The sequence below is a fragment of the Flavobacterium sp. CR10 genome (assembly GCF_055814415.1).
This window is the reverse complement of sequence record NZ_CP185985.1, coordinates 444,338-466,958: the sequence shown is the minus strand read 5'-3', so window position 1 is coordinate 466,958 and position 22,621 is coordinate 444,338. Positions and strand designations below refer to the sequence as shown.

The following is a 22,621-nucleotide window of genomic DNA, read 5'->3' as shown; positions in this document are numbered from 1 at the left end:
AGTTTAAGGTTTCAAGTTCAAAGTTGTTTAATTTTGCAAATCAACTTTAAATATTAAACTTGAAACAGATTTTAAATAACTTAAGTAAGTTAGCCAAAGATAAGCATAACGAGAATAAAAAGTATTTCGATAAGCTTAAAAAGAAACCGCCAAAAAATTTAGATTACATTATGCAGGATTTGCACGATGCTGAATTTAAGAAAACGGATTGCTTAAAATGTGCTAACTGCTGTAAAACAACGGGGCCATTATTTACTTTGGCAGATATCGAGAGGATTTCAAAACATTTTAGACAAAAGCCACAGCAATTTATTGATCAATATTTGCGAATTGATGAAGACAAAGATTATGTTTTGAAAAGTGTTCCCTGTACTTTTTTGGATAATGAAAACTATTGCATGATTTATGATGTTCGTCCAAAAGCCTGCCGAGAATTTCCACACACAGATCGAAACAAATTTTATCAGATTTCAAACTTAACTTTGAAAAACGTCGAAATTTGTCCAGCGGCATATAATATAGTAGAAGAAATGAAAAAGAAATTGCCTTTATAAATCAAAACAGGCAATTGTTTGCAAGAACATCTCAATTTTCCTTTTTAAGATGTACTTTTGAGAAAGGAATGATTAAACAACCCAAAGAAAACTGATAATTTGAATTTAGAATATTTTATAGCCAAAAGACTTATCACTGCAAAAGATTATAAAAGCAGTATTTCGGCGCCTATCATAAAAATTGCTATTTCTGCAATTGCAATTGGAATTATTATGATGATAGTCTCCGTGGCGACAGGAATAGGTTTACAGAAAAAGATTCGTGACAAAGTTTCGGCATTCAATGGTCAGATTATAATTTCTAATTATGATAATAATAACTCAGAAGTTACAACAGTACCAATTTCGAAGAAACAAGATTTCTATCCCAATTTTAAATCAGTTCCAGAAGTAAGCCATATCCAGGCAGTCGCAAGTAAAGCAGGAATTATTAGAACAGAAAATGCATTCGAAGGAATCATTTTCAAAGGAGTTGGAGCAGATTACGATTGGAACAATATAAAAGAATATATTGTAGAAGGTAAATTGCCAGATTTTACTAAAGCATTGAATGAAGATGTTATTGTCTCAAGATTTCTGGCAGATCGCTTAAATTTGAAAATAGGAGACGAGTTCAATACCTTTTTTATAAAAGAAGAACAAGGCAAACTGCCAAATAGTCGCCGATTTAAAATTGCAGCTATATTTAATTCAGGTTTCCAAGATTTTGATGCTACTTATATAATTGGTGACATTCGACATATTCAGAGAATCAATAAATGGAATGAAGATCAAATTGGGGCATTTGAGATTTTTGTCAAAGATTTTAATGAAATAAAAGCAACGGGAAATAAAGTTTACGAGGCAACTTCGTCTAATTTAGACACAAAAACCATTGTGGAAAAATACAGTTATATTTTCGATTGGCTTCAGCTGTTTGATTTTAATATCGTAATCATTTTAGGAGTTATGATTTTGGTTGCGACAATTAATATGGTAGTGGCGCTTTTGGTTCTTATTTTAGAAAGAACACAAATGATTGGTATTCTAAAATCGATGGGGGCAAATAACTGGTCAGTCCGTAAAATATTTTTGTATAACGCCTTTTACTTGATTCTGCGCGGATTGTTCTGGGGAAATCTAATAGGTATTTCAATTCTTTTAATCCAACAGCAATTTGGAGTAATTCAGCTTAATCCTGAAAATTATTATGTTAATCAAGCGCCAGTTTATCTAAACTGGGTATATATACTTTTGTTAAACTTGCTTACTATTAGTGTTTGTTTCTTGGTATTGTTAATTCCTTCATATGTAATAACGAAAATATCTCCAGTAAAAGCCATTCGCTTCGATTAGATAATAAAGTTAAGCATGTGCGATCCGACAGGTTTACCTGTCGGATTTTTTTTTTGGAACATATAATATAAGTATGTTTTGTCAGTCTGAGCGTAGTGGAAGGCGTTTTTAGATTTGGAATCTGTTTTATTGGGAGCTTAATCCCGCTATGCGCTTCAATCTTTTGGGGCCGAACCCCGGCCCCAAAAGGATTTCCGCTCCTATCGGGGCTAAGAAAGCGGTTTCAGGAGAGGCAATTCGGGAAATGGAAGATTTCGTAAGCATGAAAAAACTTTTGAAAAAGGCGCCAAATGCTGAAAATCCGATAAAAACTGATGTCGGAAAGTATGGCAAAATAAGAAAATACCAGACATACGAAGAAAAGCCTTACGTTCTGTGAAAAATATCCAAAATGTAAACTCCGCGTTATGAGAAGGTTAGGGGAAAAGGCAGAAAAACTTAAAAAAAACTCTTTAAAAAAGCTTGGAAAAGCGGAAAAAGGCACTACTTTTGCACCCGCAACGGCGAAAAGCGCTCTTAGACATTCCGGCAGCCTGATCACATTTTAAGGAAAGAGATTTTCGAAAAAAAAGATTGAAAAAAGCTTGCGGGAAAAGAAAAAGCTTTTTACATTTGCACCCCGCAAAACACGGAAGCTCATTGAAGGATTGGAAGAAAAACGGAAAAGATGAGGCGATAAGAAAGCTTCAAAAATTTTTCAAGTTTTTCTTGCGAGAAACAGAAAGAAGTTTTAGTTTTGCACCCGCTTTGAAACACAAGCGGAAAAAGAAAAAGACACGTTCGTAGACATATTGAATTGACAGCCGTTTTGAAAGAGATTTCAAAACAAAATAGAATAAGAGTAATGGAATCGAAAGATTTTTAAAAGAACCGATAGCAAGGCGTCGCATATACATTATTAAAATATACGATGAAGAGTTTGATCCTGGCTCAGGATGAACGCTAGCGGCAGGCTTAACACATGCAAGTCGAGGGGTAGAGTTCTTCGGAATTTGAGACCGGCGCACGGGTGCGTAACGCGTATGCAATCTGCCTTCCACAGAGGGATAGCCCAGAGAAATTTGGATTAATACCTCATAGCATAACCGGACCGCATGGTTCGGTTATTAAAGTCACAACGGTGGAAGATGAGCATGCGTCCCATTAGCTTGTTGGTAAGGTAACGGCTTACCAAGGCAACGATGGGTAGGGGTCCTGAGAGGGAGATCCCCCACACTGGTACTGAGACACGGACCAGACTCCTACGGGAGGCAGCAGTGAGGAATATTGGTCAATGGGCGCAAGCCTGAACCAGCCATGCCGCGTGCAGGATGACGGTCCTATGGATTGTAAACTGCTTTTGTACGGGAAGAAACACTCCTACGTGTAGGAGCCTGACGGTACCGTAAGAATAAGGATCGGCTAACTCCGTGCCAGCAGCCGCGGTAATACGGAGGATCCAAGCGTTATCCGGAATCATTGGGTTTAAAGGGTCTGTAGGCGGTCTTGTAAGTCAGTGGTGAAAGCCCATCGCTCAACGGTGGAACGGCCATTGATACTGCAGGACTTGAATTATTGGGAAGCAACTAGAATATGTAGTGTAGCGGTGAAATGCTTAGAGATTACATGGAATACCAATTGCGAAGGCAGGTTGCTACCAATGGATTGACGCTGATGGACGAAAGCGTGGGTAGCGAACAGGATTAGATACCCTGGTAGTCCACGCCGTAAACGATGGATACTAGCTGTTGGGGGCAACTTCAGTGGCTAAGCGAAAGTGATAAGTATCCCACCTGGGGAGTACGAACGCAAGTTTGAAACTCAAAGGAATTGACGGGGGCCCGCACAAGCGGTGGAGCATGTGGTTTAATTCGATGATACGCGAGGAACCTTACCAAGGCTTAAATGCAGACTGACCGATTTGGAAACAGATCTTTCGCAAGACAGTTTACAAGGTGCTGCATGGTTGTCGTCAGCTCGTGCCGTGAGGTGTCAGGTTAAGTCCTATAACGAGCGCAACCCCTGTTGTTAGTTGCCAGCGAGTAGTGTCGGGAACTCTAACAAGACTGCCAGTGCAAACTGTGAGGAAGGTGGGGATGACGTCAAATCATCACGGCCCTTACGCCTTGGGCTACACACGTGCTACAATGGCCGGTACAGAGAGCAGCCACCCCGCGAGGGGGAGCGAATCTATAAAGCCGGTCACAGTTCGGATCGGAGTCTGCAACTCGACTCCGTGAAGCTGGAATCGCTAGTAATCGGATATCAGCCATGATCCGGTGAATACGTTCCCGGGCCTTGTACACACCGCCCGTCAAGCCATGGAAGCTGGGGGTGCCTGAAGTCGGTGACCGCAAGGAGCTGCCTAGGGTAAAACTGGTAACTAGGGCTAAGTCGTAACAAGGTAGCCGTACCGGAAGGTGCGGCTGGAACACCTCCTTTCTAGAGCCCAAAGTGTTAGCCGGAAGGCACGCTTGGGAAATAAGATGCCTGTTTTAGGTTTTGGATCGTGAAATTGCATTACTCTTGCTGTTAATTTAAAGAAATAAACTTTTAAGTAAAAAAAAACAGAGTCTCGTAGCTCAGCTGGTTAGAGTACTACACTGATAATGTAGGGGTCGGCAGTTCGAGTCTGCCCGGGACTACTTTTTAAAGCTTGAAGAGAAGGAAATTCTAGAGTTGAAGCGTTATGAATCTTAATTCATAATTCATAATTCACAATTCATCATTAGATTTGGGGGATTAGCTCAGCTGGCTAGAGCGCCTGCCTTGCACGCAGGAGGTCAACGGTTCGACTCCGTTATTCTCCACGAAGCTGCCGTAAAAACGGTAGGTAAAAGTTCATTGACATATTGGGATAAGAAAATAATAAGAAAGTAGAAAGCGTTTTTATCGGCAATGATAAAAACAAAAAAAACGGTCTTGTTCTAACAGGCAAGATTGGTGCAATAAGCAAAATAAGGGCGCATGGGGGATGCCTAGGCTCTCAGAGGCGATGAAGGACGTGATAAGCTGCGAAAAGCTGCGGGGACGGGCACACACCGATCGATCCGCAGGTATCCGAATGGGGCAACCCGCTATATTGAAGATATAGCACACCGATAGGTGGGCAAACCCGCTGAACTGAAACATCTAAGTAGGCGGAGGAGAAGAAAACAAAAGTGATTCCGTAAGTAGTGGCGAGCGAACGCGGATTAGCCCAAACCGGCATTGTTACGGCATTGCCGGGGTTGTAGGACCGCGACATTTCATGCGCAAGGAACCGGAAGCTTCTGGAAAGGAGCGCCATAGAGGGTGACAGCCCCGTATGGGCAACGAGCGTAATGGATAGCGGCATCCTGAGTAGGGCGGGGCACGTGAAACCCTGTCTGAATTCGGCGGGACCATCCGCTAAGGCTAAATACTCCTGAGAGACCGATAGTGAACCAGTACCGTGAGGGAAAGGTGAAAAGAACCGTGAATAACGGAGTGAAATAGATCCTGAAACCATGCGCCTACAAGCGGTCGGAGCCCTTTCGTGGGGTGACGGCGTGCCTTTTGCATAATGAGCCTACGAGTTAACGCTGCTGGCAAGGATAAGTGGTTAAGCCATGGATCCGCAGCGAAAGCGAGTCTGAATAGGGCGCTTTAGTCAGTAGTGTTAGACGCGAAACCGTGTGATCTACCCATGGGCAGGTTGAAGCTGTGGTAACACACAGTGGAGGACCGAACCGGTTGACGTTGAAAAGTCTTCGGATGACCTGTGGGTAGGGGTGAAAGGCCAATCAAACTCGGAAATAGCTCGTACTCCCCGAAATGCATTTAGGTGCAGCGCTGATAATAGTTATATAGAGGTAGAGCTACTGATTGGATGCGGGGGCTTCACCGCCTACCAATTCCTGACAAACTCCGAATGCTATATAATGTTTTGCAGCAGTGAGGGCTTGGGTGCTAAGGTCCAAGTCCGAGAGGGAAAGAACCCAGACCATCAGCTAAGGTCCCCAAATATATGCTAAGTTGAAAGAACGAGGTTTGTCTGCCCAGACAGCTAGGATGTTGGCTTGGAAGCAGCCATTCATTTAAAGAGTGCGTAACAGCTCACTAGTCGAGCGGACGAGCATGGATAATAATCGGGCATAAGCATATTACCGAAGCTATGGATTTGCATGTATGTGCAAGTGGTAGGGGAGCATTCTGACAGGGCTGAAGGTGTATCGTAAGGTATGCTGGACCGGTCAGAAAAGAAAATGTAGGCATAAGTAACGATAATGCGGGCGAGAAACCCGCACACCGAAAAACTAAGGTTTCCACAGCTATGCTAATCAGCTGTGGGTTAGTCTGGACCTAAGGCGAACCCGAAAGGGACAGTCGATGGCCAACGGGTTAATATTCCCGTACTTCTTATTGCTGTGATGGGGTGACGGAGTGATGAAAGCGCCGCGAACTGACGGAATAGTTCGTTAAAGCACCTAGCTATAGGCTCTCTAGGCAAATCCGGAGAGTTTGGTGAAATGCGATAGTACTCGGAGTCTTCGGACAAAGAGATAGTGCGCCTAAGGGCTTCCAAGAAAAACCTCTAAACTTCAGGCAGTAAGAACCAGTACCGTAAACCGACACAGGTAGTTGAGGAGAGAATCCTAAGGTGCTCGAGAGATTCATGGCTAAGGAATTAGGCAAAATAGACCTGTAACTTCGGGAGAAAGGTCGCCCCGAGCAATCGGGGCCGCAGTGAAGAGGTCCAGGCGACTGTTTATCAAAAACACAGGGCTCTGCAAAATCGCAAGATGAAGTATAGGGCCTGACACCTGCCCGGTGCTGGAAGGTTAAGAGGAGATGTTATCTTCGGAGAAGCATTGAATTGAAGCCCCAGTAAACGGCGGCCGTAACTATAACGGTCCTAAGGTAGCGAAATTCCTTGTCGGGTAAGTTCCGACCTGCACGAATGGTGTAACGATCTGGACACTGTCTCAGCCATGAGCTCGGTGAAATTGTAGTAACGGTGAAGATGCCGTTTACCCGCAGTGGGACGAAAAGACCCTGTGCACCTTTACTATAGCTTAGTATTGACCTTGGATAAATGATGTGTAGGATAGGTTGGAGACTGTGAAGTGGCGTCGCCAGGCGCTGTGGAGTCATTGTTGAAATACAACCCTTTGTTTATCTGAGGCCTAACCCCGTGTTGCGGGGGACAGTGCTTGGTGGGTAGTTTGACTGGGGTGGTCGCCTCCAAAAGAGTAACGGAGGCTTCTAAAGGTTCCCTCAGTACGCTTGGTAACCGTGCGTAGAGTGCAATGGCATAAGGGAGCTTGACTGAGAGACATACAGGTCGATCAGGTACGAAAGTAGAGCATAGTGATCCGGTGGTTCCGCATGGAAGGGCCATCGCTCAAAGGATAAAAGGTACGCCGGGGATAACAGGCTGATCTCCCCCAAGAGCTCATATCGACGGGGGGGTTTGGCACCTCGATGTCGGCTCGTCACATCCTGGGGCTGGAGAAGGTCCCAAGGGTTGGGCTGTTCGCCCATTAAAGTGGCACGCGAGCTGGGTTCAGAACGTCGTGAGACAGTTCGGTCTCTATCTACTGCGGGCGTTAGAAATTTGAGTGGATCTGATTCTAGTACGAGAGGACCGAATTGGACTAACCTCTAGTGTATCTGTTGTCCCGCCAGGGGCACCGCAGAGTAGCTACGTTGGGAAGGGATAAGCGCTGAAAGCATATAAGCGCGAAACCCACCACAAGATGAGATTTCTTTTAAGGATCGTGGAAGATGACCACGTTGATAGGCTACAGATGTAAAGGCAGTAATGTCACAGTCGAGTAGTACTAATAATCCGTAAGCTTATGCACAGACTTTTCCTCCCCGCCCTGCGGGGAGGAAGGAACTTTCTTAACTAGAAAAGCTTATTTGTTTCTTTATCCCAGTATGTTAAAATATTGTCTGATTGATCATTAACAATTCACAATTGATAAATAACAGTCGGAAGCTGCTTGCAGCGAATAGCCTTAAGGTGGTTATTGCGGCGGGGCTCACCTCTTCCCATCCCGAACAGAGAAGTTAAGCCCGCCTGCGCAGATGGTACTGCAGTCATGTGGGAGAGTATGTCGTCGCCTTTCTTTTAAGAATCCTCATCATTAATCTGATGGGGATTTTTTTGTTTTTGGAAAATAATATTGAAGCCGTGTGGGAGACACGGCAACTATGGGGCCGTCGCCTTTCTTTTAAGTCCTTCTCGATTTGTCGGGCAGGATTTTCTGCTTTCTGGCAGGTTTGCTTTGAAAATTTAACCGCAGAGAACTTAGTCGATGATTCTTCTTGAGAGTTATGAAGTATGTAAAGCTGTATGGAGATCCACATTAGGATTTAGCTGAAAAGAGTGCAATGAGTTTTATTTTGTAGTCCTTGCAAAGTGGTAAAGTTTGCAAAGTTTATTGAGGTGTAATTGAAGCTGAGAATTTTTAATTCTTTGAGTTTGGAATTTTGTCCCTAAGTTTTAGAATTAGAATTTCTTTTGAAAAATAAACTCTTCTTTATACAGGATCGCGTTAGGGATATAAGACGTATCATTTTGCTAAATGTTGCACTTCTAAAGCTTTTTTTGTAAAAGATTTAGCGGGCAGTCTGACTCGAAGGAAGCTCTCTATTAGTGTGCTTAAATATTTACTGCTTGTTGTTTTTGAAGACAATGTGTATGGTAATTTTTTTTGAATTTTATTTATACTCTTTTGAATTAAATTTCTTTTGGTTAATAATGTTTTATTTATGCGGGATTCTTCTGAATGGAGGGAGTGTTCTTTTTTGATGCTTGTATTTCCGTAAGCCTGGATAATGCTTTTCTCAAAAAAATATGGTATAGTCTGATTAGGTATGAAGGTGTCTAAAATAATTTTGCAATTAATTTTTGACAAATATTTTTCTGCATTGTTTATCTTTACTTTTGAGGTTAATTATGAATTGATAAAACTGGTCTTTTTTTCTGTGAAGATGTTTCTAGATATTGGATAACTGTCATGTTTTGGTTTTGTAAAAAAATGCAAAAACGAGTAGCAATTTCTTTATTGATGAATGTTATTTTAAATTTTGGATAGAAAGATGTTCAGATCTGTTTGTGTTTTAAAGAAAAAAGCAAAAGGATTTCCGCTTCTATCGGGGCTATGGCACCGGTTTCCAGAAGAAGCTTTCGGCTTTATTTGTCTTCTAAAAACGGCACTAAAGATTAAAAACGGCAGAAAAATGGCTTTCGCGCCTTAGCGTCTTTGCGGCAAAATAGCCCAAAGGACAGCAGAACGCAGAAAAATCCTTCAAGCGTTTAAAAAAACTTTAGTCTGTAAAGCATCCGTTGCCAGACAGTTAAGAAATAATCTGAAAAAAGATTGAAAAAAGTCTGGGAAAAGTGTTGGAAAAGCGGAAAAAGGCACTACTTTTGCACCCGCAACGGCGAAAAGCGCTCTTAGACATTCCGGCAGTCTGATCACATTTTAAGGAAAGAGATTTTCGAAAAAAAGATTGAAAAAAGCTTGCGGGAAAAGAAAAAGCTTTTTACATTTGCACCCCGCAAAACACGGAAGCTCATTGAAGGATTGGAAGAAAAACGGAAAAGATGAGGCGATAAGAAAGCTTCAAAAATTTTTCAAGTTTTTCTTGCGAGAAACAGAAAGAAGTTTTAGTTTTGCACCCGCTTTGAAACACAAGCGGAAAAAGAAAAAGACACGTTCGTAGACATATTGAATTGACAGCCGTTTTGAAAGAGATTTCAAAACAAAATAGAATAAGAGTAATGGAATCGAAAGATTTTTAAAAGAACCGATAGCAAGGCGTCGCATATACATTATTAAAATATACGATGAAGAGTTTGATCCTGGCTCAGGATGAACGCTAGCGGCAGGCTTAACACATGCAAGTCGAGGGGTAGAGTTCTTCGGAATTTGAGACCGGCGCACGGGTGCGTAACGCGTATGCAATCTGCCTTCCACAGAGGGATAGCCCAGAGAAATTTGGATTAATACCTCATAGCATAACCGGACCGCATGGTTCGGTTATTAAAGTCACAACGGTGGAAGATGAGCATGCGTCCCATTAGCTTGTTGGTAAGGTAACGGCTTACCAAGGCAACGATGGGTAGGGGTCCTGAGAGGGAGATCCCCCACACTGGTACTGAGACACGGACCAGACTCCTACGGGAGGCAGCAGTGAGGAATATTGGTCAATGGGCGCAAGCCTGAACCAGCCATGCCGCGTGCAGGATGACGGTCCTATGGATTGTAAACTGCTTTTGTACGGGAAGAAACACTCCTACGTGTAGGAGCCTGACGGTACCGTAAGAATAAGGATCGGCTAACTCCGTGCCAGCAGCCGCGGTAATACGGAGGATCCAAGCGTTATCCGGAATCATTGGGTTTAAAGGGTCTGTAGGCGGTCTTGTAAGTCAGTGGTGAAAGCCCATCGCTCAACGGTGGAACGGCCATTGATACTGCAGGACTTGAATTATTGGGAAGCAACTAGAATATGTAGTGTAGCGGTGAAATGCTTAGAGATTACATGGAATACCAATTGCGAAGGCAGGTTGCTACCAATGGATTGACGCTGATGGACGAAAGCGTGGGTAGCGAACAGGATTAGATACCCTGGTAGTCCACGCCGTAAACGATGGATACTAGCTGTTGGGGGCAACTTCAGTGGCTAAGCGAAAGTGATAAGTATCCCACCTGGGGAGTACGAACGCAAGTTTGAAACTCAAAGGAATTGACGGGGGCCCGCACAAGCGGTGGAGCATGTGGTTTAATTCGATGATACGCGAGGAACCTTACCAAGGCTTAAATGCAGACTGACCGATTTGGAAACAGATCTTTCGCAAGACAGTTTACAAGGTGCTGCATGGTTGTCGTCAGCTCGTGCCGTGAGGTGTCAGGTTAAGTCCTATAACGAGCGCAACCCCTGTTGTTAGTTGCCAGCGAGTAGTGTCGGGAACTCTAACAAGACTGCCAGTGCAAACTGTGAGGAAGGTGGGGATGACGTCAAATCATCACGGCCCTTACGCCTTGGGCTACACACGTGCTACAATGGCCGGTACAGAGAGCAGCCACCCCGCGAGGGGGAGCGAATCTATAAAGCCGGTCACAGTTCGGATCGGAGTCTGCAACTCGACTCCGTGAAGCTGGAATCGCTAGTAATCGGATATCAGCCATGATCCGGTGAATACGTTCCCGGGCCTTGTACACACCGCCCGTCAAGCCATGGAAGCTGGGGGTGCCTGAAGTCGGTGACCGCAAGGAGCTGCCTAGGGTAAAACTGGTAACTAGGGCTAAGTCGTAACAAGGTAGCCGTACCGGAAGGTGCGGCTGGAACACCTCCTTTCTAGAGCCCAAAGTGTTAGCCGGAAGGCACGCTTGGGAAATAAGATGCCTGTTTTAGGTTTTGGATCGTGAAATTGCATTACTCTTGCTGTTAATTTAAAGAAATAAACTTTTAAGTAAAAAAAAACAGAGTCTCGTAGCTCAGCTGGTTAGAGTACTACACTGATAATGTAGGGGTCGGCAGTTCGAGTCTGCCCGGGACTACTTTTTAAAGCTTGAAGAGAAGGAAATTCTAGAGTTGAAGCGTTATGAATCTTAATTCATAATTCATAATTCACAATTCATCATTAGATTTGGGGGATTAGCTCAGCTGGCTAGAGCGCCTGCCTTGCACGCAGGAGGTCAACGGTTCGACTCCGTTATTCTCCACGAAGCTGCCGTAAAAACGGTAGGTAAAAGTTCATTGACATATTGGGATAAGAAAATAATAAGAAAGTAGAAAGCGTTTTTATCGGCAATGATAAAAACAAAAAAAACGGTCTTGTTCTAACAGGCAAGATTGGTGCAATAAGCAAAATAAGGGCGCATGGGGGATGCCTAGGCTCTCAGAGGCGATGAAGGACGTGATAAGCTGCGAAAAGCTGCGGGGACGGGCACACACCGATCGATCCGCAGGTATCCGAATGGGGCAACCCGCTATATTGAAGATATAGCACACCGATAGGTGGGCAAACCCGCTGAACTGAAACATCTAAGTAGGCGGAGGAGAAGAAAACAAAAGTGATTCCGTAAGTAGTGGCGAGCGAACGCGGATTAGCCCAAACCGGCATTGTTACGGCATTGCCGGGGTTGTAGGACCGCGACATTTCATGCGCAAGGAACCGGAAGCTTCTGGAAAGGAGCGCCATAGAGGGTGACAGCCCCGTATGGGCAACGAGCGTAATGGATAGCGGCATCCTGAGTAGGGCGGGGCACGTGAAACCCTGTCTGAATTCGGCGGGACCATCCGCTAAGGCTAAATACTCCTGAGAGACCGATAGTGAACCAGTACCGTGAGGGAAAGGTGAAAAGAACCGTGAATAACGGAGTGAAATAGATCCTGAAACCATGCGCCTACAAGCGGTCGGAGCCCTTTCGTGGGGTGACGGCGTGCCTTTTGCATAATGAGCCTACGAGTTAACGCTGCTGGCAAGGATAAGTGGTTAAGCCATGGATCCGCAGCGAAAGCGAGTCTGAATAGGGCGCTTTAGTCAGTAGTGTTAGACGCGAAACCGTGTGATCTACCCATGGGCAGGTTGAAGCTGTGGTAACACACAGTGGAGGACCGAACCGGTTGACGTTGAAAAGTCTTCGGATGACCTGTGGGTAGGGGTGAAAGGCCAATCAAACTCGGAAATAGCTCGTACTCCCCGAAATGCATTTAGGTGCAGCGCTGATAATAGTTATATAGAGGTAGAGCTACTGATTGGATGCGGGGGCTTCACCGCCTACCAATTCCTGACAAACTCCGAATGCTATATAATGTTTTGCAGCAGTGAGGGCTTGGGTGCTAAGGTCCAAGTCCGAGAGGGAAAGAACCCAGACCATCAGCTAAGGTCCCCAAATATATGCTAAGTTGAAAGAACGAGGTTTGTCTGCCCAGACAGCTAGGATGTTGGCTTGGAAGCAGCCATTCATTTAAAGAGTGCGTAACAGCTCACTAGTCGAGCGGACGAGCATGGATAATAATCGGGCATAAGCATATTACCGAAGCTATGGATTTGCATGTATGTGCAAGTGGTAGGGGAGCATTCTGACAGGGCTGAAGGTGTATCGTAAGGTATGCTGGACCGGTCAGAAAAGAAAATGTAGGCATAAGTAACGATAATGCGGGCGAGAAACCCGCACACCGAAAAACTAAGGTTTCCACAGCTATGCTAATCAGCTGTGGGTTAGTCTGGACCTAAGGCGAACCCGAAAGGGACAGTCGATGGCCAACGGGTTAATATTCCCGTACTTCTTATTGCTGTGATGGGGTGACGGAGTGATGAAAGCGCCGCGAACTGACGGAATAGTTCGTTAAAGCACCTAGCTATAGGCTCTCTAGGCAAATCCGGAGAGTTTGGTGAAATGCGATAGTACTCGGAGTCTTCGGACAAAGAGATAGTGCGCCTAAGGGCTTCCAAGAAAAACCTCTAAACTTCAGGCAGTAAGAACCAGTACCGTAAACCGACACAGGTAGTTGAGGAGAGAATCCTAAGGTGCTCGAGAGATTCATGGCTAAGGAATTAGGCAAAATAGACCTGTAACTTCGGGAGAAAGGTCGCCCCGAGCAATCGGGGCCGCAGTGAAGAGGTCCAGGCGACTGTTTATCAAAAACACAGGGCTCTGCAAAATCGCAAGATGAAGTATAGGGCCTGACACCTGCCCGGTGCTGGAAGGTTAAGAGGAGATGTTATCTTCGGAGAAGCATTGAATTGAAGCCCCAGTAAACGGCGGCCGTAACTATAACGGTCCTAAGGTAGCGAAATTCCTTGTCGGGTAAGTTCCGACCTGCACGAATGGTGTAACGATCTGGACACTGTCTCAGCCATGAGCTCGGTGAAATTGTAGTAACGGTGAAGATGCCGTTTACCCGCAGTGGGACGAAAAGACCCTGTGCACCTTTACTATAGCTTAGTATTGACCTTGGATAAATGATGTGTAGGATAGGTTGGAGACTGTGAAGTGGCGTCGCCAGGCGCTGTGGAGTCATTGTTGAAATACAACCCTTTGTTTATCTGAGGCCTAACCCCGTGTTGCGGGGGACAGTGCTTGGTGGGTAGTTTGACTGGGGTGGTCGCCTCCAAAAGAGTAACGGAGGCTTCTAAAGGTTCCCTCAGTACGCTTGGTAACCGTGCGTAGAGTGCAATGGCATAAGGGAGCTTGACTGAGAGACATACAGGTCGATCAGGTACGAAAGTAGAGCATAGTGATCCGGTGGTTCCGCATGGAAGGGCCATCGCTCAAAGGATAAAAGGTACGCCGGGGATAACAGGCTGATCTCCCCCAAGAGCTCATATCGACGGGGGGGTTTGGCACCTCGATGTCGGCTCGTCACATCCTGGGGCTGGAGAAGGTCCCAAGGGTTGGGCTGTTCGCCCATTAAAGTGGCACGCGAGCTGGGTTCAGAACGTCGTGAGACAGTTCGGTCTCTATCTACTGCGGGCGTTAGAAATTTGAGTGGATCTGATTCTAGTACGAGAGGACCGAATTGGACTAACCTCTAGTGTATCTGTTGTCCCGCCAGGGGCACCGCAGAGTAGCTACGTTGGGAAGGGATAAGCGCTGAAAGCATATAAGCGCGAAACCCACCACAAGATGAGATTTCTTTTAAGGATCGTGGAAGATGACCACGTTGATAGGCTACAGATGTAAAGGCAGTAATGTCACAGTCGAGTAGTACTAATAATCCGTAAGCTTATGCACAGACTTTTCCTCCCCGCCCTGCGGGGAGGAAGGAACTTTCTTAACTAGAAAAGCTTATTTGTTTCTTTATCCCAGTATGTTAAAATATTGTCTGATTGATCATTAACAATTCACAATTGATAAATAACAGTCGGAAGCTGCTTGCAGCGAATAGCCTTAAGGTGGTTATTGCGGCGGGGCTCACCTCTTCCCATCCCGAACAGAGAAGTTAAGCCCGCCTGCGCAGATGGTACTGCAGTCATGTGGGAGAGTATGTCGTCGCCTTTCTTTTGAAAACCCCGTTTCGTTAGAAACGGGGTTTTCTGTTTTTATTGGTTTTGGAAAAAAAACTGTTTCGGCCAGCCGCGTTAGTGATGGAAGCGGCATCCTTTTGCGGGACACTCAAAACTTCTTTTTTACCGTACCCTTCTCCCGCAAAAGATACAGCGGACAGCACGGCCCGAAGGGAAACGCCAAACCAATAAAACTATTTATTCTTGTAGTCGTTTTTTGTGTTTTAATTGCATTAATTTTAATTTGTCAGTATTATTCCAGTTTTTTATTAATAAGCTCTTTAAAACTATTTTAATAAGCTAAAATTAGTGGTTTCTCAATTGAGTTTAGTTTTTATATTTAATTTTGGTTTAAATTTGATTTATGATGAAAATGAAATTAAATGACAGAACTAATTCAAATTATATAGTTTTCAAGAATTAGATGTAGATACAGGGGCTTGCCACTAAAAGAAGTTTTTTAATTTATGACCTCAATGGGTAGTTTTTGAACAGAATGCATCATTTGAAAATTTTCAAACTTGCGAAGAAAAGAGTAATTATTAAAGGGGTTTGAATTTTAAATATATAAAATGCTAAATTTATATACTTATTAAACTAATCCATTATGACAAAATATAGCACAAACTCTAAAGTTGATTTTTATTTTGAAAAGGCTGAGAAATGGAAAGCTGAAATTAAAGAAATGAGAAAAATTGTTTTAGATTGTCATTTGTCTGAAGAATTGAAATGGGGATCTCCTTGTTATACTTTCGAAAAAGCAAATATTGTATTAATCCATTATTTTAAAGAATATTGCGCTTTTTTGTTTTTCAAAGGTGCTTTAATGAGAGATCCAAATAATATTTTGATTCAACAGTCAGATAATGTGCAGGCGGCTCGTCAAATTCGATTTACTAATGTTGAAGACATTTTGGCGAAAAAAGAAATTTTAAAAAAGTATATTTTTGAAGCTGCTGAAATTGAGAAATCAGGACGAAAAGTAGAACTGAAAAAAGTCTCTGATTTTGAAATTGCTGAAGAACTTCAGAATAAATTTAATTCTGATGCTAATTTTAAAAAAGCTTTTTATGCTTTATCTCCTGGAAGACAACGAGCATATTTGCTTCATTTTTCACAACCTAAACAATCCAAAACTAGAGAAGCGAGAGTGGAAAAAAATATTTCACGAATTTTAGCTGGAAGGGGATTGAATGATTAAATAGTTAGTAGTTTTGAATAAATCTGATTTTGATTTGAATATTAATTTGTAGAACTTGCAACGTTACCAAATCACCTAAATTATAAGTTTATTACAATCTAATGAATACAAGCCAGTCAACTACAACAATTCTTGAAACAAAACAGCATTTTGAAATTTTAGACGGATTAAGAGGCGTCGCTGCTTTTGCAGTAGTTGTGTTTCATTTTATGGAATGGATTTTTAGTGATCCAAGTAAAAATTTTATCGGACACGGATTTTTAGCTGTCGATTTTTTCTTCTGTCTCTCAGGTTTCGTAATTGGGTATGCTTATGATGACCGCATTGTAAAAATGGGACTTCGCAATTTTTTTATTGCTAGAATTGTCAGACTTCATCCGTTAGTTGTTGCGGGTTCAATACTTGGTTTATTGGCTTTTTTATTTGATCCTTTTGGAGGTTATTTAGAATTGTACAGTACTGGGAAAATTATTTTAACATTTATCTGTTCAATTTTTCTTATTCCGTTTCCAGTTATTGCTGATCGCGGATTTAATTTGTTTAGTTTTAATGCACCGGCTTGGTCGCTTTTCTGGGAATACATAGCCAATATAGTTTATGCTTTTGTACTTTATAAAATTAGAAGAAGCTTTTTATTGCTATTAACGATATTATCTGCGGTGGCTATTTGTTACGTAGGATATAATTCTGGCAATTTATTAGGAGGTTGGAGTGGCCCGACTTTTTGGGATGGATGCGCTAGAATTTCATATTCTTTTTTAGCTGGCTTACTTATTTATAGATCTAGTTGGATTATTAAAAACAAACTTGGTTTTGGTGGATTAACCTTTTTATTGCTATTAGCTTTTGTTATGCCGTTTTCAGAATGGAATTGGATTTCAGAACCGTTAGTTGTTTTACTTTATTTTCCATTATTAATTTCTTTAGGAGCAGGCGCTATCTTAAAACCTGGATTGAAAAAAGCTTGTATTTTTTCAGGAAAAATATCCTATCCATTATACATGACGCATTATGCCGTTTTATGGATGTTTGGAAATTATTATACCAATTATAAACCAAATACAACACAATTGACTTTAATTGTAATAACTTCAGTTGTTTTGTTGGTCGGATTCGCTTATTTAGTAATGGTTGTTTATGATATTCCGTTAAGGAATTATTTAAATGCTAAAAGAAAAGAAAGACTGGCGAAATAAAAATCTTTAGCCTAATCATAATAAAAAACTCCATTACTTCTAATGGAGTTTTTTATTATTTTTTGTTTTGAGTTATGATCTTCTAATGAGTATTTAATCAGAAATTAGCTTAACTTGATCTCGATTTTCCATTCGTTAAAACTATTAAAACCAAATAAACTATGAAATTTCCAATAATTACAACTTTACTGCTATTACTAAGCACAATTAATATTTACTCACAAAAACTAAATTGCCAAGATTTTAGAACGGGTAAATTTGAATTAATAGATGAATTAAATCAGCAGAAATATATTTATGAGCGATTCGAAAATTTTCAAACTGAAGAAACATTCGATATGAAAACCGGAAAAGTTTTTGAGGAAAAAGGCTATTACATTTTAACATGGATAAATGACTGTGAATATAATTTAAAATTAGATACAACTAAAACGAAGGGAGACGATATTGCTTTAGCTGTAAATGCAAGAGGTGGTGTTAATTCCAGAATAGTATTTGTTGATGGTAGTTGCGCTATCATTGCTGTAACAATTGCAGACGAGGAAATTGAAACTGCCTATGGAATGTGTAAAATTAACTAGTGCTTCTTAAATATAAATAAGTATTCAATCTTAATAATGAGAAATAGACTTTTGATAATAAAATTTACAAAAAGAGTAAAAACATTGTGTAATGTGTCTTGTTGTAAAAATGTTTTTGTCTCATTTCTTGCGTTTTAAAAACAAAAAAATAGTATATTTGAAACCTAAAAGTACAGACTATGCTCTATGCTTTATTGTTTTGTTAAAAAAATAAATGATATGCTTGTAAACGAATTATCAAAAAAAACGGGGTTGTCAATTCATACTATTAGATATTATGAGAATTTAGGAATGATTAAAGGATTGACTAATGAAAATGTGACATCTAATAATTATAAACATTACGATGCTAATACTATTGAACGTTTAGAAATCATTATAGAAGCAAGGGAAGTTGGTTTTACTTTAGCAGAAATAAAGAAAATATTAATCAGTTGGTTTGAAAGTACTGATTCGAAACCAGAAACGCTTGAGCTTTTTCAAGCCAAGATAAAAGAGATTGACGATAAAATGAGATATTTCAAAAAGACCAAGAGCCTTCTCGAAAAAGTATGTGAAAAAATAAAAAGTAATGATTGATAAATTATTATCAATTAATTAGTTTTAAAATTTGACTATAAAAAAAAACTCCATTATTTCTAATGGAGTTTTTTTTATGTAAATGCTTTGCAATTTATTGTAAACTACACCATTTGATTAGTTCAGGATATATTAGATCGATTTTCTTTTTTTTGTTTTTATTTCTAAGATTTTTCAATTCTTCATTGAATTCTTTCATCTTTATAAATCCTCGCTCAATCATTATGGCGTTTACTTCGTTATTGATTTCTTGAAGTAATTTTGTATCGCCTTTGTAAATTTCCTCGGCATATAAAATAAAAACACCGTAAGTCATGTATTCATTAAATACTTTATAGCCGTCCGGATAATATTCTGTTCCGTATGCTTTGGTATTAACCCATTTTTCGCGGTCTTTCAAGGCAGTATTAATTTCCGATTTAAATTTTACACTCGGTTTTTCTACATAATTGTGATCAATTTCTGTAAACATACTTCTTGTGTTAAAAGCTTCGTTGTTTTTTTCAGATCGGTCTTTTTCTTTTTGAATCGTTGGTAAAACCATTTCAATAAGATGAAAATTATTGTTTTCGTAGCCGCCAGTATAATTAAGGCCATTTATTAATGCAGAAGTATATACAATGTAACTGTTGATCTTTGTGTCAAAATTCTTTTCTAGCCAATTCCATTGTTTCTGAAGATTTGAATACTGTTTGTAATCTGAAATGATTTTGTCATAAAAAGGTTTTTCAGATTTGTAGAATTCATTGAAATTAGTTTTTTTAGCAAAAGCTTCAATTTCTTTTTTGTAAGTCGTAATCGGATTTACTTCAATTTTTACGTTTGCAACCTTATTTGCTGGTAAAATATAATTAGGGTTTGGAATTAAAATCTCATTTTTTAAAAAGTAAGTTTGAGCGTTTCCTGTAAAGAAGATATAATTAAGCGGATTCTTTGTTAAAAGAGAATCCATTGTCTTGATAATTGGTTCATCTTTATAAGACTTGAATTGTTTCAAAACGCGTTGGTAATAATCTCCTTTTTGTTCAAACATATCATCGTTTCCTAATCCAAAATCGGTAATTGCTAACATGATCGTAAGAAGTTCTTTTACTTCATTAATTTCAACTGTCGATTTTCCTTGATTCTCTTTTTTGAATTCTTCAGAAAAATTTACTTTTTCTGATTGTGCAAATGCAGCAAATGATAATATTAAAGCGAAGGCGGATAAAATTTTTGTTTTCATAGAATTAATTAATTTCAATTTGAATTACTTTGGCTTAATAATAATTTTTTGGAAGTGTAAATTTCTTGCAAAAATACCTCGAATGCAACTTTGATTTATACTGTTTTTTTATAAATTCGATTTGGAATTCTGAATTTACTTCTGTTAAAAATGCATGTTCTATTTATAGCACATTGAAAAAAAATATAAAAATCTATGAATAAATTTGTTACGCTTCTATTGTTGATGTTTTTTATTACAATTAATGCTCAAAAAGGTTTTAAAGTATCAGGTGTTTTAGAAGGATTTAAAGAAAATACTATTGTGCAAATTGAAAAACAAGGGATAATTATTGATAGTTGTTACTTGAAAAATAAAAAGTTTCAATTGAAAGGTTTTTTAGACGATGCTCCTTCTATAGTTTATTTATATGTTGGAAAAGGAGATGAAACAAAGAATTTGTCTTTTTTTATTGGCAATGAAGATGTTGTAATAAACGCAAAAATTCAAGATTTTCCATATGATGTACAGCTTCAAGGAGCTAAATTTGATAAAGAACGCTACTTGTTTGATCAGAAGGAAAAGAGACTAATGATAGAAAGAGATCAATTGGTAAAGAATATGTTTTTACTTAGAGATCAGAAAAAATGGAATGATAGCTTGCAAAATGCATATTGGTCCCGAAAAGAGCCGTATGGAATAATTATAAAAATTGATAAGGAACTAGATTATATTCAAAATGAATTCATTCGAAATCATATTAATTCATTTTATGGATTAAGCTTGCTTAATTCTTATAAAACAGAAATTCCATTGAATGAAGTTAAGGATTTATTGGATAAAGTAAAACCTGAATTAAGAAATTCTATTTATTTTAAAACCATTGAAAGTCATGTGAAATATCCAGACTTAAAAATTGAAGATAAATTTTATGATTTTTCGGGAGTAGATCAAACTGAAAAAGCGGTAAAGTTCTCAGGCTATTTTAATGGAAAATATATTTTACTTGATTTTTCAACGCTTTACTGTAGTTGGTGTTTAAAGGCAATTCCGAAACTTGATGAATTGAAAAACAACAATTCAAACAAACTGGATATTGTCACTTTTTATGTAGACAAAAAAAGAAAAGATTTTGAAGGATTGGTTAAAAAACATTCAAAAGATTCCAACGTTGTGTGGGATCAACAAGGAAGATTTAGCGAAACTTATGCAAAATACAAAGTCTTTGGGACTCCAACATTTTATCTTTTTGCGCCAGATGGGAAACTAGTTGAAAAATTCGATGGTTATTCTGAAGAGCTTGGTGAAAAAATCCAGGAAATTATTAATAGATAATTTTCAGTGGCTATTTATGAAGGGTTCTAAAGCATAAAAAAACTCCATTAGGAATAATGGAGTTTTTTTATGCTTTAAAAAGGTTATTTTCCTTTTACTATTTTTTCGAGATATTCAACTTTGTCTTTTTCTGCTTGTACTAAACGCTCATAAAGTTCTACAATTTTATCAAGTGGATTAAAAGTAGGTTGAACATTGATTCCATTTATTGTTGAAGTGTCATGGCTATTAAATGTATTATTGATAATACTTAAAATAGTTTCATCACTATAATTCTTAATGCCTTCAGGTGTAACGCCAAGCGCTTCTGCAACTTCAGCTAGTCTTGTGTCGTCTATAGTTTCACTGTTTTCAATAGCAGAAACCGTTTGTTGACTAGTGCCTAAAGCTTGTGCCAATGCTTCTTGTTTCATATCGCGAAGTTCACGAATACGGCTAATATTTCTTCCGATGTGTTTTGGTCTTGATAGTGTGCTCATAATTCAAAGATAATAATTAAGTGAATAAACCAGAACTGTAAAAAACAGATTTTAAATGTATGTTACAGATTTTCTTGGGGAGCGGTAAACAAAAATACGATTTTTATGGTAAGGATTTTGAATTCTGTTCTCAGTCTTGATTTTAGACAAAGATTTGTCATTTCGAGGGACGAGAAATCACACTAAAAATTCCGTAAAGTATTTCGCCAATCTGTGTCGATTTCCGAGTGTGATTTCTCGTTCCTCAAAATGACAAGATTGTGTTGAATTAAACTTAAAAATAACTTTTACGAGCCTGTTTGCAAACCATTTTTTACAGGATTTGAAGAAAATTTCAATAGAATAATTCCTCTTTTTGAAGATCTGTTGTTTATTATGCTCGTAAAAATAAATTAGTTAGATTTACTTTTTATATTAAAATATTAAAAAGAAGAAAGATGAATGAGCATCACGAAGGGTTTTTGAAAATTTTAGGAGAGTTAAATGAAACTGAAAATAAATTAAAAGCTACTGAAACATATAAAATAGTAGATGAAATTTCCGATTTATATTTAAAAGACGGATTTGGCAAAGCTTATATCAAATTGATTGAAATAGATAAGGAGAAGCAACTGATTGTTAATAATTACATCGATTTAATTGATATTTATTTTTACGAGAATAATTTATTAATTAAAAACTCAAAGGATAAAGCCATAATTGATTTAATTCAGTCATATTGTGGTGGTTTCAATGATGATGCATTAGATTATCTGGAAAGATTCGCCTATAAAACTTGTGATGAGCAACCTTATGCATTGACTATTTTGTTATTGCTAGCCAAAGTTGAAAAAAGACAAGAAGAAACACTTAAAAATGTACGAATGAATTTCAATTCTTTTGATGTTAAAATTCAGGATTTTGTTAATGATTATTCTTCTGCTTTATTTACAGACAGAAAAATAAATTTTGTTTCGAACAATAGAAATTTTCAACAGAATAACATGAAAGACACAGAGAATATTTCTAGAGAGGAAATAGGCGAAAAAAAATGGTGGGAATTCTGGAAATAAAATAAGCAAAAAAAACTCCTTAATTTCTTAAGGAGTTTCTTTGTGGGCGATGAGGGGTTCGAACCCCCGACCCCCTCGGTGTAAACGAGGTGCTCTGAACCAGCTGAGCTAATCGCCCTATTTTACTAGGTTGCT

11 protein-coding genes, 5 tRNA genes and 6 rRNA genes are annotated in these 22,621 nt (G+C 39.5%); 19 read left to right on the top strand and 3 right to left on the bottom strand.

The window, feature by feature from the left end:
- The first annotated feature begins 59 nt into the window (after positions 1-59).
- The 17 genes from ACNRYB_RS02260 (at position 60) to ACNRYB_RS02180 (ending at position 18,416) form a co-directional block, all read left to right on the top strand.
- A complete protein-coding gene (locus ACNRYB_RS02260) occupies positions 60-554 on the top strand; it encodes a YkgJ family cysteine cluster protein (RefSeq protein ID WP_066033485.1) in 495 nt (164 codons plus the stop codon).
- Positions 555-653: 99 nt separating this feature from the next.
- Positions 654-1,889 (top strand): ABC transporter permease, encoded by a 1,236-nt coding sequence (locus tag ACNRYB_RS02255; RefSeq protein ID WP_473729110.1) that lies wholly within the window; start codon positions 654-656, stop codon positions 1,887-1,889.
- Between the two features lie 407 nt (positions 1,890-2,296).
- Positions 2,297-2,437: a hypothetical protein gene (locus tag ACNRYB_RS02250; RefSeq protein ID WP_473728910.1), complete on the top strand. Its 141-nt coding sequence runs from the start codon at positions 2,297-2,299 to the stop codon at positions 2,435-2,437.
- Positions 2,438-2,796: 359 nt separating this feature from the next.
- A 16S ribosomal RNA gene (locus tag ACNRYB_RS02245) occupies positions 2,797-4,310 on the top strand.
- A gap of 129 nt (positions 4,311-4,439) precedes the next feature.
- Positions 4,440-4,513 (top strand) — tRNA-Ile (locus ACNRYB_RS02240).
- Positions 4,514-4,604: 91 nt separating this feature from the next.
- Positions 4,605-4,678: transfer RNA gene (locus ACNRYB_RS02235), tRNA-Ala, on the top strand.
- 135 nt (positions 4,679-4,813) lie between these two features.
- A 23S ribosomal RNA gene (locus ACNRYB_RS02230) occupies positions 4,814-7,696 on the top strand.
- 157 nt (positions 7,697-7,853) lie between these two features.
- Positions 7,854-7,963, top strand: a 5S ribosomal RNA gene (gene rrf / locus ACNRYB_RS02225).
- Positions 7,964-9,687: 1,724 nt separating this feature from the next.
- A 16S ribosomal RNA gene (locus tag ACNRYB_RS02220) occupies positions 9,688-11,201 on the top strand.
- Between the two features lie 129 nt (positions 11,202-11,330).
- Positions 11,331-11,404 (top strand) — tRNA-Ile (locus ACNRYB_RS02215).
- Positions 11,405-11,495: 91 nt separating this feature from the next.
- Positions 11,496-11,569 (top strand) — tRNA-Ala (locus ACNRYB_RS02210).
- Between the two features lie 135 nt (positions 11,570-11,704).
- Positions 11,705-14,587, top strand: a 23S ribosomal RNA gene (locus tag ACNRYB_RS02205).
- A gap of 157 nt (positions 14,588-14,744) precedes the next feature.
- A 5S ribosomal RNA gene (gene rrf, locus ACNRYB_RS02200) occupies positions 14,745-14,854 on the top strand.
- Together the 16S, 23S and 5S rRNA genes with 4 tRNA genes alongside form the textbook arrangement of a ribosomal RNA operon.
- A 612-nt stretch (positions 14,855-15,466) precedes the next feature.
- Positions 15,467-16,060: a YdeI/OmpD-associated family protein gene (locus ACNRYB_RS02195; RefSeq protein WP_473729109.1), complete on the top strand. Its 594-nt coding sequence runs from the start codon at positions 15,467-15,469 to the stop codon at positions 16,058-16,060.
- Positions 16,061-16,161: 101 nt separating this feature from the next.
- Positions 16,162-17,256, top strand: a complete 1,095-nt coding sequence (locus ACNRYB_RS02190; protein WP_473729108.1) for an acyltransferase family protein — start codon at positions 16,162-16,164, stop codon at positions 17,254-17,256.
- A gap of 161 nt (positions 17,257-17,417) precedes the next feature.
- Positions 17,418-17,837 carry a hypothetical protein gene (locus tag ACNRYB_RS02185; protein WP_473729107.1) on the top strand — a complete coding sequence of 140 codons (420 nt, stop codon included), beginning with the start codon at positions 17,418-17,420 and terminating at the stop codon, positions 17,835-17,837.
- A 219-nt stretch (positions 17,838-18,056) separates the two neighbouring features.
- Positions 18,057-18,416 carry a MerR family transcriptional regulator gene (locus ACNRYB_RS02180; protein WP_129749188.1) on the top strand — a complete coding sequence of 120 codons (360 nt, stop codon included), beginning with the start codon at positions 18,057-18,059 and terminating at the stop codon, positions 18,414-18,416.
- Positions 18,417-18,510: 94 nt separating this feature from the next.
- Here the strand turns inward: ACNRYB_RS02180 and ACNRYB_RS02175 are convergent, their stop codons facing one another.
- Positions 18,511-19,641: a DUF4932 domain-containing protein gene (locus ACNRYB_RS02175; protein WP_473729106.1), complete on the bottom strand. Its 1,131-nt coding sequence runs from the start codon at positions 19,639-19,641 to the stop codon at positions 18,511-18,513.
- A 195-nt stretch (positions 19,642-19,836) separates the two neighbouring features.
- Between ACNRYB_RS02175 and ACNRYB_RS02170 the strand changes: the two genes are divergently transcribed.
- Complete coding sequence (locus ACNRYB_RS02170; protein ID WP_263522057.1) at positions 19,837-20,955, top strand: TlpA disulfide reductase family protein; 1,119 nt, start codon at positions 19,837-19,839, stop codon at positions 20,953-20,955.
- Positions 20,956-21,038: 83 nt separating this feature from the next.
- On the opposite strand, the gene ACNRYB_RS02165 is transcribed toward ACNRYB_RS02170, so the two are convergent.
- Positions 21,039-21,434 (bottom strand): helix-turn-helix domain-containing protein, encoded by a 396-nt coding sequence (locus ACNRYB_RS02165; protein ID WP_263522058.1) that lies wholly within the window; start codon positions 21,432-21,434, stop codon positions 21,039-21,041.
- A gap of 437 nt (positions 21,435-21,871) precedes the next feature.
- Between ACNRYB_RS02165 and ACNRYB_RS02160 the strand changes: the two genes are divergently transcribed.
- The gene (locus tag ACNRYB_RS02160) at positions 21,872-22,486 is read left to right on the top strand and encodes a hypothetical protein (protein WP_473729105.1); all 615 of its coding nucleotides are present in this window, start codon (positions 21,872-21,874) and stop codon (positions 22,484-22,486) included.
- A gap of 43 nt (positions 22,487-22,529) precedes the next feature.
- Here ACNRYB_RS02160 and ACNRYB_RS02155 read toward each other — a convergent pair.
- Positions 22,530-22,604: transfer RNA gene (locus tag ACNRYB_RS02155), tRNA-Val, on the bottom strand.
- Between the last annotated feature and the right edge of the window lie 17 nt (positions 22,605-22,621).

Bases quoted from the DNA above. Each gene is read 5' to 3' on its own strand.
- ACNRYB_RS02250 (WP_473728910.1), top strand. From the start codon at position 2,297: ATGAGAAGGTTAGGGGAAAAGGCAGAAAAACTTAAAAAAAACTCTTTA.
- ACNRYB_RS02195 (WP_473729109.1), top strand. From the start codon at position 15,467: ATGACAAAATATAGCACAAACTCTAAAGTTGATTTTTATTTTGAAAAG.
- ACNRYB_RS02190 (WP_473729108.1), top strand. From the start codon at position 16,162: ATGAATACAAGCCAGTCAACTACAACAATTCTTGAAACAAAACAGCAT.
- ACNRYB_RS02185 (WP_473729107.1), top strand. From the start codon at position 17,418: ATGAAATTTCCAATAATTACAACTTTACTGCTATTACTAAGCACAATT.
- ACNRYB_RS02180 (WP_129749188.1), top strand. From the start codon at position 18,057: ATGCTTGTAAACGAATTATCAAAAAAAACGGGGTTGTCAATTCATACT.
- ACNRYB_RS02175 (WP_473729106.1), bottom strand. From the start codon at position 19,641: ATGAAAACAAAAATTTTATCCGCCTTCGCTTTAATATTATCATTTGCT.
- ACNRYB_RS02170 (WP_263522057.1), top strand. From the start codon at position 19,837: ATGAATAAATTTGTTACGCTTCTATTGTTGATGTTTTTTATTACAATT.
- ACNRYB_RS02165 (WP_263522058.1), bottom strand. From the start codon at position 21,434: ATGAGCACACTATCAAGACCAAAACACATCGGAAGAAATATTAGCCGT.
- ACNRYB_RS02160 (WP_473729105.1), top strand. From the start codon at position 21,872: ATGAATGAGCATCACGAAGGGTTTTTGAAAATTTTAGGAGAGTTAAAT.